The organism is Methylophaga sp. OBS3, assembly GCF_026319325.1.
Classification (GTDB): domain Bacteria; phylum Pseudomonadota; class Gammaproteobacteria; order Nitrosococcales; family Methylophagaceae; genus Methylophaga.
In genome coordinates, this window is the sequence record NZ_JAPDMU010000004.1 from 169,359 (window position 1) to 183,302 (window position 13,944).

Annotated in this window: 11 protein-coding genes; 4 read left to right on the forward strand and 7 right to left on the reverse strand. The window is 43.6% G+C overall.

The window, feature by feature from the left end:
* Positions 1-11 precede the first annotated feature (11 nt).
* Positions 12-1,427: a porin gene (locus OMP94_RS09830; protein WP_266278117.1), complete on the forward strand. Its 1,416-nt coding sequence runs from the start codon at positions 12-14 to the stop codon at positions 1,425-1,427.
* Here OMP94_RS09830 and OMP94_RS09835 read toward each other — a convergent pair.
* The 7 genes from OMP94_RS09835 to OMP94_RS09865 form a co-directional block, all read right to left on the reverse strand.
* Positions 1,424-2,503 carry a substrate-binding domain-containing protein gene (locus OMP94_RS09835; protein ID WP_266278118.1) on the reverse strand — a complete coding sequence of 360 codons (1,080 nt, stop codon included), beginning with the start codon at positions 2,501-2,503 and terminating at the stop codon, positions 1,424-1,426. The genes OMP94_RS09830 and OMP94_RS09835 overlap by 4 nt on opposite strands.
* Positions 2,504-2,638: 135 nt before the next feature.
* Positions 2,639-3,451, reverse strand: coding sequence for a molybdate ABC transporter substrate-binding protein (locus tag OMP94_RS09840; protein WP_266278119.1), 813 nt, complete (start codon positions 3,449-3,451; stop codon positions 2,639-2,641).
* A 10-nt stretch (positions 3,452-3,461) separates the two neighbouring features.
* Positions 3,462-4,811: a di-heme oxidoredictase family protein gene (locus OMP94_RS09845; protein ID WP_266278120.1), complete on the reverse strand. Its 1,350-nt coding sequence runs from the start codon at positions 4,809-4,811 to the stop codon at positions 3,462-3,464.
* Positions 4,808-6,088: an ABC transporter substrate-binding protein gene (locus OMP94_RS09850; RefSeq protein WP_266278121.1), complete on the reverse strand. Its 1,281-nt coding sequence runs from the start codon at positions 6,086-6,088 to the stop codon at positions 4,808-4,810. The genes OMP94_RS09845 and OMP94_RS09850 overlap by 4 nt, the downstream gene beginning before the upstream one ends.
* Positions 6,088-8,049 (reverse strand): TonB-dependent receptor plug domain-containing protein, encoded by a 1,962-nt coding sequence (locus OMP94_RS09855; protein WP_266278122.1) that lies wholly within the window; start codon positions 8,047-8,049, stop codon positions 6,088-6,090. The genes OMP94_RS09850 and OMP94_RS09855 overlap by 1 nt, the downstream gene beginning before the upstream one ends.
* A gap of 85 nt (positions 8,050-8,134) precedes the next feature.
* Positions 8,135-8,941, reverse strand: coding sequence for a substrate-binding domain-containing protein (locus OMP94_RS09860; protein ID WP_266278123.1), 807 nt, complete (start codon positions 8,939-8,941; stop codon positions 8,135-8,137).
* Between the two features lie 112 nt (positions 8,942-9,053).
* Positions 9,054-10,115 (reverse strand): DUF2333 family protein, encoded by a 1,062-nt coding sequence (locus OMP94_RS09865; RefSeq protein WP_266278124.1) that lies wholly within the window; start codon positions 10,113-10,115, stop codon positions 9,054-9,056.
* A gap of 175 nt (positions 10,116-10,290) precedes the next feature.
* Here OMP94_RS09865 and OMP94_RS09870 point away from each other — a divergent pair, with 175 nt between their 5' ends.
* The 3 genes from OMP94_RS09870 to OMP94_RS09880 are packed head-to-tail and all read left to right on the forward strand — an operon-like array spanning position 10,291 to position 13,900.
* Complete coding sequence (locus OMP94_RS09870) at positions 10,291-11,241, forward strand: ABC transporter ATP-binding protein (RefSeq protein WP_266278125.1); 951 nt, start codon at positions 10,291-10,293, stop codon at positions 11,239-11,241.
* Positions 11,241-11,981: an ABC transporter permease subunit gene (locus OMP94_RS09875; RefSeq protein ID WP_323135080.1), complete on the forward strand. Its 741-nt coding sequence runs from the start codon at positions 11,241-11,243 to the stop codon at positions 11,979-11,981. Before OMP94_RS09870 ends, OMP94_RS09875 begins: the two co-directional genes overlap by 1 nt.
* 14 nt (positions 11,982-11,995) lie before the next feature.
* Positions 11,996-13,900 (forward strand): GldG family protein, encoded by a 1,905-nt coding sequence (locus tag OMP94_RS09880; protein WP_266278127.1) that lies wholly within the window; start codon positions 11,996-11,998, stop codon positions 13,898-13,900.
* Positions 13,901-13,944 lie beyond the last annotated feature (44 nt).

The window sequence follows — 13,944 nt, forward strand, 5'->3', positions numbered from 1 at the left end:
CAGGGAAGATTATGAGTGCACTAAAAAGACTGGCGATGGTGATATTGATCGGCATGGCGAGTTTGCCTGCTTCAGCATCAGAGTTAAAACTGCTGGTGGACATGCTCTATGAAAATGGCATGGTCAGTGATGAGCAGTACCAAAAATTACTGTCTGAACTTAATCAAACTAAGCAACAGCAAACTGCTGAAGTCGAATCATTAAAAGCGGAATTGTCTGAAGTCAGACAACAAGCAGCCGATAGTCAGGCAGAACTGGCGCAGCTTAAACAGCAAGCTGCAACAGACCAGCAAACATTAGCCGAAGTAAAACAACAAGCTGAGCGGGGCGTAGAGGTCACAACACGAGGCGGTATTCAGGTAAAAAGTCGTGATGGTATGTTTGAAACCCGTCTTCGAGGTCGTTTGATGGTCGATATGGCCAACTATACGGGCAACCCTGATATCGATGATGGTGCCAGAATTCGTCGCGCGCGACTTGCATGGACAGGCCGTATTTATCGTGATTGGGGCTTTCAGCTTGATTATGACTTTGCGGATGGTGGCAAGATCCGAGATTCTTATGTTTCTTATTTAGGCTGGGATAAAGCACGGTTTCGTGTCGGTTTGATGGAGATCCCATTAGGGCTGCAATACCGCTCTAGTTCAAGCGACTCTCAGTTAATAGAACGTAGTTTACTCGGTGCATTTGGTGGTGATCGTTATATCGGCTTTATGGGCGATACCAAGCGTCAACATTGGAGTTTTGCTGCCGGCGTATTTGGTGATGATGAGAATGAGCAATCTGATGCCAATGGTGAAGGTTGGGGCTATGGTGGCCGTTTAACGCTGGCACCTATCAATGCTGATAGACGTTTACTACATTTTGGTTTGGCATCGTTTTATCGTGAATTAAACGATGATGCGACGCTACGTTTTCGTGAGCGTCCTGAAGCTAGGGTGACCAGTTTTAATATCGTAGATACTGGCATTATTCCAAATGCTGAAACCTTTACACGAACCGGTGTTGAGTGGGCGGCAGTGCGTGGGCGCTGGTCTGCACAAGCCGAGTATATGCAGACAAATGTCACGAGAGTCGATCAACCTGACGTGACCTTTGCAGGTTGGCATGTACAAAGTGGCTTCTTCCTAACCGATGATTCGCTGAATTACGATAATGGTGACTTTGATAGTCCAGTGCCGACCAAACATTTTGATGATGGTGGATTGGGTGCATGGGAGTTAGCGGTCCGATATAGCAGTCTTGATTTGACCGATAGAGATATCTTTGGTGGTGAGATCCAAAGTATGACTTTTGGTGTGAATTGGTATCCGGTACCAATGCTAAGGTTTTCAGCAAATTACATCAACGTACTGGATGTCAATGGTGGGCCTAATGATGGACAAACACCACGGATATTTTTGATGCGCAGCCAGTGGGCGTTTTAGCGACCTTCAAAAGTATCTGCAAATGATACGAATTGACCTGATTGGCTTACATCATAGCCCGGTACATCGGCCTGTGATGTATGCCAATCATCTGATTTGAGAAATGCTAAAATTGACTGGATCCGAGGATCCTCAAGGTAACTTTTCGGAATTGCCAAACAATAATGCTCTTCACAAAGTGGCAGAAAATCGAGATTAAATTTAGCCGCTACTGCCGCAATCCCAAAACCACAATCCGCTACACCACTAGCAACCATTGCCGCCACCGCCATATGGGTAAACTCTTCTTGGTTATAGCCTTGAATATCAGAGCCGTTTAATTGCTCTGAAAGCAGCATCTGATCAAGCAGTAGCCGAGTTCCAGAGCCACGTTGACGGTTTATAAAACGCACGTCGGGGCGTGTTAAATCAGTCATTTTTTGAATGTAGAGCGGATTACCATTGGCAATCATGATCCCTTGTTGCCGTTTTACGAGATAACAAAGTTGTGTCGTTTCTGGATCTATCAATGACAGATAATCCGGCGCTAATTGTTTACCGAGAGGGCCGGTTGGAATGTGAAATCCAGCGATATCACATTGTTGTTGCTGGAGTGCCAATAAGCTTTCCAAACTGCCATGAAAGTGTAGATCAACGGCTATTTGTTGCTGATTTAACTCATCTCTCAAAGCACTCACGGCTAAACCATGACTAGCGAAAACTTTGAGTCTCGCTGGCGTTTGTGCGGTTCGAAGTTGCTGAATTTGTTGTCTTAACTGTGTTGCCTGATTACTTAATTGTGGCAGTAGTCTTGCCTGCAAGTGTTGATGAGCTTGCAAGAGATGCTGACCAGCAGGTGCAAGGCGTGTTCCTCTGCCGCGATGTTTTTCGATCAAAGGTAATTGGAATCGCTCTCGCCATTTTTCCATTAAACCCCAAGCATGTCGGTAGGAGACATCGTTATCGCGGGCAGCACTTTGCAGAGAGCCATGTTTATCAATGGCTGATAGCAGATTTAATAAGAGGGGATCGACTGGCCAGTTTTCGTTGTTACTTTGAATTTGCCAGTTAAAATCAATATGAAATTCCATTGGCATATTAAATCATATATTTAATGGTAAGTGGTTATTTTATATGGGTATTTATATCTTTATATATGTTTGTTTATACATATTTATGCGCATAAAACTACATAAATAACTGTTGCTGATGACAATATGATGAAAAAAGAATTAGGGGTGGTAAAAACCGAATTTTTTTAAACGATGTTGTGCGGATTCGCTATTAAGGTAAGTAGCGAAAGTCTCGGTTATTGTTGGTGCGTCAAAACGCACAATAAACCCATAACTTGCGCCAACAGCTAGTGAGGGAGGGGGAAGTACTACTTTTAAATCGGGAAATGTTCGCTGAGCCAAAATACCGTTGGTGCAATAGGTGAGAAAAATATCAACTTTGTCTTGGTTTAATAACCAGCCGTAGGCATTTTCACCAGCGGGTATTTCAGGACTGTTCGGTGCGCCAGTAAGCATGTTGGCTTTTTGACTCAATACCTGAAAACTTCCTGGTAACAAATGATCTGCACGTTGAAATAATTTCCAAGCGTAGTCACCACTGGGATCATATTCTGGTGTTGAGGTGCCAATGCGGGTGTCGTCATCTAACAGTGCCGTTAAAAAATTACGCTTGCTGATAACGGTGTCTGCTTGGGCAATGGCACATAATTGATTTTGAGTAAATGAGGTGACATGTTGCCCCCATCTCATGGTTGCTAGTTTTTGAGGATGAGTTAGGTTGGCTGAGATAAAAATATCAGCATCATCACCAGATTCAATCGCTTCGCGTAACAAACCACTAGGACCAAAGCGGGTGTGAATTGTCACATCATGTTGCTGTTGAAACTCAGCAATTAATTCATTTAAAACAGTTTTTAAACTACCCGCAGCGAACACAGTAAATTCATTCGCGCTGACGGTATTGGCTGAAATCATGATGAGTAGGCCTAAGCTGTAGACGATCTTTCTTAACTTGATAAACGGTCTCATCATTTAGTTTACGCTATAGTGATTTTAGAAACGTGATTAATGCATCACGATGTTGCTTAGGCATATTAATCACCGCATCTCGACTTTTTTGGGCTTCACCGCCATGCCATAAAATCGCTTCGAGCAAATTTCTGGCACGTCCATCATGCAAATATCCGACTTCATCCCCAACGGTATCAGCAAGGCCAATCCCCCATAATGGTGCTGTTCGCCACTCTGTGCCGGTTGCACCATTATCTGGACGATGATCTGCAAGTTGTTCACCCATATCGTGCAATAAAAAATCGCTGTAGGGTGAAAGTAAACGATTAGCAAAAGCTGCCGGTTTTGCATGAGCGGATGTTTTAATTTGTGGGCGATGACAAGCCGCACAGCCAGCTTCAGAAAAGATCGTTTTGCCTTTAATGACAGTAGGGTGCGCTGGATCTCGCTGACTTGGAATGGCTAAAAACTGTAGATAAAAATTAACCGCATCAAGTTGCTTTTCAGCTAATTCTGGCGCGCCGCCTGACTCAGCTTGCTGGCAATCTGTTTGTTGCGAACTGCAATTTTCGACTGGAAATATCGCTGAGGTTAAACCTAAGTCTTCTTGAAACGCACTGGCTGTTTGTTCGGCTAATGACGCAATATTTGCTTTGTAACCAAAGCGTCCAATTTGCGGTTGATGTGTTGCCTCATTAGTTAACCAATTAGCTCGGCCAGAAATACCATCATTGTTGGCATCATCAGGATCATGCCATTCAAGAATGGCTTGTTCATCAATCGCCTCAATGAGTCCCATACCAACAAGGGCAGGTCCAATCCGTGCTGAGGTTAATATGTCACCAAACTCGCCATAGCCTGGCTCGACAAGTTTAATCATTGGCTTACGTAAGCTGACGATTTCACCATCACTTAAGGTGATATTGGCGTTTTCATAATGTACTTCAGCGCGTCCCTCTGCTGGTACATTTGGAACAGCAAACTCTTGTAATTGACCGCCATAAACAGGATGCGGCTTAGCATAAAACAGATTATCTGAAGGCGCGCTTAACCTCACTAACATCGCGCGCATTTTCTCATCAGGACCATTAGGTGCGCTGCCACGACCATTGCCGGGATGGCAGGCTAAACAAGAAATACTGTTGTAGAGAGGGCCAAGGCCATCAATATCATCATCTTGTGATGGCGCAATAACCCACATTTGATTAAACAGGCTGCGACCAGCGGCAAACTCAATTAATTGGCTTTGCTCTGTCAGTAATGGCATTGGTTGAGCTAATGCTCGACGGTGCGTTGCAGATGTCTCAAGTGCTATTTCTGCATGACTAAAGCTTACTAATGTGAAGCTCAACATTAGCAAGCTAAATGTTTTCCAAATCATTGTTTTTGAGAAAGCTTCGCTAATTTAGCCAACGCTTGGTCATATTGCTGCTCAAAGATCTGGCTGATCTCTGCTTGATACGCTTCGCAGTTTTGGCGTTTTACATCGTCATCATGACGCTGAGCACAAGCTAAAACGATTTCATCATCAAGCTTAGGTTCTGAAACCGGCCAGTTGAGTAGCATTTTCTTAATTTCTGCCAATTCCTCGGAGGAGGCTATTGCTTGTAATGCATACCATTGCTGCCAAGCATTTTTGAGCTTGTCATGGTGCGCGGTAATCGAAGCATCAAACACCACCGCATTAAATTCACGTCTGCTAAAGCCAAGCGGATAATCATAATTTGCATGATGGTCACTGCTAAATGGATTTTGCATTGTGGAGGTTGCTTGATAAACACTTGGTCTTATCGGCAACTTACGGACATCTGGGTGAAGTAATGCTTTTTGGCCTGATTCAGATACGAGAAATGCAGCAAAAGTATTGGCGGCTTCAGTTTGTTTTGTTCTCGACAAAATAGCGACATGGGCAGGATTAAATGCTGTTTTTTCAGGATAGATAAAGCGACCCTCAACCCCATTAGCGATACTCGTTGCTGCAAAGAAATCCATTGTAAAAGCGATTTTGGCGACGCCTGTCGATACTGCTTCAGTAGTAAACATCGTGCCACGACCCATCAACTGACTATTGGCGGCAATTTGTTGCCATTGCTGCCAACCAATTTGCCAACCCTCAGTTTGCAACAGTTGATCGATCAGCATATGGGCAAAATTAACCTCAGAGGGAATAGGTAAAGCAACATGACTTTGCCATTGAGGGTGTTGTAAATCTTGCCAAGTAGTCGGAACAGCTAGTGAATTTTTACTCAGCGTTTCAGGCTCGAAAAATAGGCCATATCCAGCGATCTCAGTGGCCATAAAATAACCATCTGCATCGGATATTGAAGCGTTACCAATCTCGTTTGGAAGGCCTGTTTCATCAATATTTAACGGCGTTAATTGATTATCATCTTTGAGGGTGTAAAACACTCTCGGTGAAGGCAGCCAAATCACATCCACGGCCTCATCTGGCTGATTGGTTAAGGTCATTAACGCATCATGAGGTCGACGCCAAAGGATGTTTAATGAAATATCAGGATGCGACTTTTCAAAGGCTTGTTGGATGACGGCCACCACGGGCTGCGGATAGCTCGTTATCACGTTAAGTGTGGAGGCCTGAGCCACCACTGATATCAATAATAGGCAGATAAAACCGCCAAGTAGTTTTAGTTGTGTCATTAGAATTGGTAGCTCAGGTTAGCGTAGTAAGTACGACCTGCTTCTGGAAAGCCTTCTTGATATTCGTAATTTTTATCAAATAGGTTTTCAACACCAAGTCTTGCTGTCACGCCTTTATCAAATTGGTATTTGGCACGAACACCGGCGATGGTAAATGCATCTGCGATTCTGTCACCTTCGGTTGTGGTGTAACGTTTACTCTCATATTGCGCTGTGGCTGAAATGCTCAATGGCTGTGAAATATGCCACGTAGCGTAGGTAAAGAGTTTATGACTTGGCACGTCGGTAAGTTTGAGATCCGAGCTTTTATTTACACGGTCTAAATAGGTGTAATTACCGCCAAACTCCCATTTACCTAGCCAAAAGTCACTGCCAAGCTCAATACCTCTAGCGCTAACTTCACCCACGTTTTGAAATTGGAATATGTTAGGCGTGATGCTGACTTCTTGAATCAGATCTTTTATATCGCTGTAAAAAAAGGCAACGTCAAAGCGTGCTGTAGTGCCAACACGGTGAACCCAACCGGCCTCGATGGTTTTTGACTGCTCTGCATCTAAACCTGGGTTCGGCAGTGCGCTTCCAAATCGATATGAATAGCGATCTTTTATGGTCGGGAAGCGTGTTTTCTTCGATAAAGTTAAGCGGGCTTCATTACTGTCATCAAGTTCTACAAAGTAACCAATCTGAGGATTCCATGAATCCGCATCATTGGTATCAAATGGTTGCCCAGTGTCAATATCATCGGCTTGTTCACTGCGACGTTTATCGTAGCTAATACCAGCAACAAGATATTGTTTATCGGTCAGACGAATAGTGTCTTCGATGGCTAACGAGGTTGTGATGTCCTGAAAGGTTCTGACGGGTTCATCAAGATCATTTTCTTTATGTTCATCAAACTTATAGTGCGCAGCTAGTTTGACATCATGTCGTCCTAAAGTTTTGCCATATTCAACACTGGCGCCATAGGTTTCATCATCATAAAAACTATCAAAGGCATAACCGCGCGTTTGACTTGAGTATGTATCGTCATCAAAGCTAGACAACAAGTTATCAAAGCTGTCGTAGTAAAAGCGGGTTTTGATATAGCTATCATCGCTTAGTGCAGTATTTGTTAATAAATAAACGCTTTCTTTATCCCAATATGGCCATTGCCAATAGCGTGTTCGGACGTCTGGATTATCGCCAGCATAGGGTGGCGTATTTTTCTCACCATCTTGTTTGACATAACCAATTGCATATTCATCAGTCGCGTTGGGTGTCAGTCCAAGTTTGATATTGATTTTGGTGTCTTTGCGATCTGCATTATTTCGTAAACCATTGTTTTGTGATGCAACCGGATCAAAGTCATCAGAAAGCGAAAAACTATCTTGTTGGCGGTAACTTGCACCAAACTGCGCATACCAAAGGCCTTGGTTGCTGCCGAGGTTGAGCCAAGTTCTTTTGCCTTCACTGCCACTGCGATCACCGACGTTATAACCTGCACCGATTTCACCTTCGAGTTTTTCCGTGGGTTTTCGGCTAACTAGGTTAATGGCACCGCCCATCACGTTTGGGCCATATAAAACAGAACTAAAGCTTTTTGAAACATCAATGCCAGCTAAGTCGAACGTGGTGAAGCGTCCCAAATCAACATAACCATCATAGGGCACATAGATGGGAATGCCATCCACAAAGACCGGTACTTGTCTTAGGTCAAAGCCCCGTAACTGCACGATTTGTTCACTTCGCGCACCGATATTTGTGACAGTGATACCGGGTATGCGATCTAGTGCTTCGGTTACGTTTTCTCTATTTTCATCACGTAATGTTTCAGCATCTACAGTGGATGAGCCTAAGGCTGGCAAAGGTTTTTCGGCATTAACCTCAATACGACCTAATTCAAAAGTCGTATCAGCATATGAAAAAGAACTGCTAGCAAGTGCCAACATGAAAGTGGTGTAGCTTAATTTTTTAGTCATCATTTTATTTTTGCGAGTAGGTTTCGATGTATATATTGGTATATTTCGATAGGCAGACTTGTTCCTTGATGGAACAAGCAAATTAAAATTATTCTTTAGGGGGTAATGAGGTGAAAAATAATTGCTGACCGTTAACGGTGAAGTTATCGATTAACTTCTTGCCAGCTTCACTGGTCATAAAATCCATATAAGCTTTGGCTAAGGTCACATTGGCATGTGGATGCTTTTCGGGATTAACAGCCATAATATGGTATGGATTTGACAGACTCGCACCGCCTTCAAAGACGAGTTTGAGCTGCATTTTGTCTTCATAAGCGATTTTGGTGCCACGGTCGGTTAATGCATAACCTGACATTTCATCTGCGATCTTAAGCACTGCGCCCATGCCTTGGCCTGCTGGGACATACCAGCTTCCTGACGGACTAATGCCTGCAGCTTCCCATAATTGCATTTCTTTTTTATGGGTACCAGAGTCATCACCACGAGACACGAAGCGAATTTGGCTGTTGGCAATTTTTTGCATGGCTTCGCTGATGGTTTTGGCGGTTTTAACACCTGCGGGATCGGCATCAGGACCTACTAATACAAAGTCGTTGTACATGACATATTGGCGGTCAATAAAGGCGCCTTTTTCGACATATTCAAGTTCTGCTTTAGGGGCATGAACAAGGGCAACATCAACGTCGCCATTATCGCCAAGCTGTAATGCTTGTCCTGTTCCCACAGCGATAACAGCAACTTTAATATCCGTTGCCTCTGTGAATGCGGTATTAAGTTCTTTCAATAAACCGGTATTGTCTGTGCTGGTGGTGGTGGATAAGCGGAGTAGGGTTTCCGCCTGTACCGGTAATGCAATTAATAAGCTTAAAACGAGTAAATGGCGAAGTTTTGTCATGATGTCATCTTCAGTTGAGATGTGAAATTTCAATATATGTAACTATATATATTGGTAGATGTAAATTTTTTGATAGTAAATTAACAATGCCTTGTTAGCTATTGATGAACTGTTAACCCTGTTCCAATAGACGGCGTAAATCGATCATGGCGGCATTTGCTCGAGCAACATAAGACGCCATTACAAGCGAGTGGTTAGCTAACACACCAAAACCACTGCCATTTAAGATCACTGGACTCCAGACGGTTTTTTGAGTGGCTTCGAGTTCACGAATGATTTGTCTTAAGCTGACCAAGGCATTTTTATCTTGTAAGACATCGGCAAAATCCACTTCGGTGGCTTTAAGTAAATGGATTAATGCCCAAACACTACCTCTAGATTCATAAAAAACATCATCGAGTTGTAACCAAGGTGTTTTGCGATATTTGGTTAAGTCCGTCACGTTCGATTGGTGATCGCTTGGATCAACGGTGAGTGTCGTATTAATACGAACTTGTCCAACACTGGCGGATAGTCTTTGTGACAGGCTACCTAAACGTTTTTCTGCGATTGATAACCATGCGGTGAGGTTGTCAGCCCGTGCATAAAATTGTGCTTCGTTAGTGGGATCGCTTAACCGTGCCATATAGCTATTTAACGCTTTAATGGCTTTGCGATACTCACCTTCTGTCGATGGAAATAACCATGAATCAGAGTCAAAGTTAAATAATGGCTCAGCAATGATGAGATCTTCGTCTTCTGTTGACTGTGATTGTGAGCGACTAATGTCATTTCTTAGTGCGCGGGTGTAATCACGAATTTGAACTAAAACACCGAACTCCCAATTTGGCATGTTGTCCATCCAAACCGAAGGCGGTGTGACATCGTTACTCAAATAACCACCTGGTTTATCAAGTAATGTTTCGGCCAAGGTGATAAGGGTGGCTGTGCTGGTATAACCCGTAACGATTTCATGTTGATAGTGATTGGCTTTGTCGCGCGCGGCAATTTCAGGGGAAAAGGCTGTTGGTGTAGCACTCCACCACAGCATCAAAATCAACATGACGCTTGCGATGACACCAATGATCACACCAATAAAAAGTGCGAGTCGGCTGCGGGTAGCATGGTCTCTAAGCTTATCTTTTAGATCGAAAAGATACAGGCTTAGGGATTGAAATTTGCTCGAAATGGTCATAAGTCCGACTCATAAAAATTAAACGCAGTATCTAGCTTAAGCGTAGCAAGTTAGTTAGACAAATTATGTCGATAAAAAGTGACAAAAAGTTAATCTGACTTGACGTAAATTGAGTTGGGTCTGAATAATGGACGGTTTACGAAAAACCTTTTAAAAAGCGGGGGACGCTTTAGGTATGACATTAGCAATAGAGATTGTTGATTTAGCCAAACATTTTGGCGATATCAAAGCCGTTGATGGCATCAATTTTTCAGTGAAGAAAGGCGAAGTTCTAGGTTTTTTAGGTCCTAACGGCGCCGGTAAATCAACGACGATGAAGATGGTAACGGGCTTTTTGACACCAACAAAAGGCACTGCTCGCGTCTGTGGTCATGATGTATTGGAAAATCCAATCGCTGCCAAAGCAAGTATTGGCTATTTGCCTGAGGGCGCACCAGCTTATGCGGATATGACGCCTGATAGTTTCTTGAAATTTATCGCTGATATTCGTGGCTTTTCTGGCAAAGCAAAACGTAATGCCGTTGCTGAAGCTGCCGAAAGAGCACGCGTAACAGAAGTGATGTTCCAGCCTATCGAAACCTTGTCTAAAGGTTACAAACGTCGCGTTGGTTTAGCGCAATCTATTTTGCATAACCCACCCGTTTTGATCATGGACGAACCAACTGATGGTCTGGATCCAAATCAAAAATACGAAGTGCGTACGTTGATCAATGAAATGGCACACGACAAAGCCATCATTATTTCGACGCATATCCTTGAAGAAGTTCATGCCCTGTGCACTCGTAACGTCTTAATCTCACGTGGTAAGGTCGAATTTGATGGCACACCATTTGAGCTTGAAGCCATGTCGCGTTATCACAATGCCGTGGTGCTAAGTGTGAATGGTGTTGATAACACAACGCTTAGCAATTTCATTGAGACGTTAGATTTTGTTGACCATACCGAACAGCTAAGTGCTGAACAGGGAATTCGTGTGTTCCCGAAAGGTGGTCAACACATCACTGTGATTTTGTCTGAAAAAGTCAGAGAACAAGGGTGGGAAATTGCTTCTTTGTTTGCTGAAAATGGCCGTCTGGACGAAGTATTTCGTGCCATTACAACAAAAAATACCGCGGGAGCTAAATGATGAATATGCGTAATATTTGGTTCATCATGAAACGTGAGTTTAACGGCTATTTCGCAACGCCCGTCGCTTACGTTTTCATCATTATCTTTTTGTTATTAGCCGGCTTTTCGACCTTTTACGTGGGTAACTTTTTTGCCCGTGGTGAAGCCGATCTCTATCCATTCTTTTCCATGCATCCTTGGTTGTATGTCCTACTTATCCCTGCGATTTCCATGCGTTTATGGGCGGAAGAACGTAAGAGTGGTTCCATCGAATTATTGATGACATTACCTATTTCGGTTTTCGAAGCGGTTATCGGTAAATTCTTAGCAGCATGGGCTTTTACTGGACTTGCCCTGATTTTGAATTTCCCGTTATGGATCACAGTTAATATCTTAGGTAACCCGGATAACGGTGTTATTTTTACCGGCTTTATCGGTAGTTTATTAATGGCGGGTGGCTTCTTAGCCATTGGTTCATGTATTTCAGCAACCACCAAAAATCAGGTTATCGCCTTTGTTATCAGCCTGATCATCAGTCTGATTTTTGTGTTGGCTGGTTTCGGTATCGTCTTGGACTTCTTTAGTAGCTGGGCACCACAAACGTTGGTAAACGCCATCAGCTCATTTAGTTTCCTGACGCATTTTGACGCCATTTCTAAAGGCGTTATTGATATGCGTGACATGCTGTATTTTGTGGCGTTAATTGCGATTTGGCTGTTTGCCAATGCGTTGATCGTATTCGCCCGTAAGGCCGATTAGGAGTAGCAAGCTAGATGAATAAACAACTGCTATCAAAAACAGGGCTGATTCTAGCCATCGTGCTGTTTGTGTCCTTTATTATTGTTGTAAACAATAACTTGCGTTCAGCGCGTGTGGATTTAACACAAGATCAGCTTTACACCTTATCTGACGGCACACTCAATATTCTTTCTGAATTACAGGCGCCGTTAACACTTCGTCTTTATTACTCAGAAGAAGTGGCACAAGCTTTACCGTCCTTGAAAAGCTACGCCCAGCGGGTGCAGGAATTACTGCAAGAGTATGAGCGTGCCTCAGGCGGTATGGTTAAGCTAAGAATCATTAACCCTAAACCTTATTCAGACCATGAAAACCGTGCTGAGCAATATGGTCTGCAATCTATTCCTATCGAAGGTGAGCAAGATCCACTTTATTTCGGTTTGGCAGGTACGAACCAATTAGACGGTTTGGAGTTAATCAAATTTTTCCAGCCTGAGAAAGAAGATACGTTGGAATACGATCTGACTCGTCTGGTTTATCAGTTATCTGATGCTGAACGTAAAAGCATTGGTGTGATTAGTTCTCTGCCAATCGATGGCGAAGAATATGACCCATTAAAAGGCGAAGTTATTAGCGATGAGGGTAACCAGCCATGGCCTATCATGCGTCAGTTACGCATGATGTTTGATGTAGCAACATTGCCTGCTGATATTCGTCGTATTCCTTCATCTTTAGATGTTTTGATGGTTGTTCACCCTAAAGATTTATCGAAAGGTACGCTCTACGCTATCGAACAGTTTGTCCTGAAAGGCGGCAAATTAATCAGCTTTGTTGATCCTTATGCTGAAGTCGATGTGCCAAAGAAAGATCCAGATAATCCGATGGCTGCGTTAACAGCGGTGCGTAGTTCGAACCTACCTGAGCTTTTTGAGGCTTGGGGGTTTGAGCGTGACAACAAAGATGTTGTTGCTGACCGTAAAGCAGCACGTAAAGTCGACTTTGGTAACGGTGAGCCAATTGATTACGTATTGTGGTTAGGTCTAGATGAAAGCAATTTCAGCCAAGAAGACCCGATTACCCAAAGATTACGTCGTATCAACTTGGCAAGTGCCGGCCATTTCAGGCAATTAGATGGGGCAAGCACAACGTTCACACCGCTAATCAGTTCTGCTGATGAAGCGATGTTAGTGGATAAGCGTGTGGTCCAATTCCGTAATGATCCAGTTGCACTGTTAACCAAATATCAGGCAGGTACGATTAGTTATCCAATGGCCGTTCGTGTGACGGGGGATGTTCAATCTGTCTTCCCTGATGGTGCGCCAGATAACATGGGTAAAATGCAAAAAATGCCGGATCATTTAGATGCCTCGGCACAGCCTATCGATGTGATTGCGATTGCCGATGTGGATATGCTGGATGATCGATTCTGGGTGCAAACGCAGGACTTCTTCGGTGAAGACTTAGCCTTTAATACCTCAAACAATTTGGATTTTATCTTCAATGCTGTTGAGGACCTGACGGGGACCGATGGCCTTATCAGTGTTCGTTCTCGTTCTGGCTTTTCACGTCCATTCACATTAGTAGACCAAATTGAACGTGATGCTGAGCGGCGTTACCGTGCGAAAGAGCGTGAGCTTGAGCGTCGCTTGCAAGAAACTGAGCAGCAGATTGCTCGGATGCAAGTAGAACGCACTGGTAGTGGTGAAATGATTCTGACGCCAGAGCAACAAAAAGAAATTAATGAAGCACGTTTGCTGGCAGATCGTACTGAACTTGAGTTACGTGAAGTTAAAGGCAATCTGCGTCGTGATATTGATGTGCTGGAAACCACGGTGAAATTCGTCAATATTGGTGCTGTACCGATTTTGGTGGCAATTTTGGCCGTGATTACCGGTTGGCTTAGGGTTCGCAAGCGCAGTAAAGGCCGAGTTAAGGTCTAAGCGCTAGGCGCTGTGTTTAAGTCTTTTCAAGATACAGGTTTCAA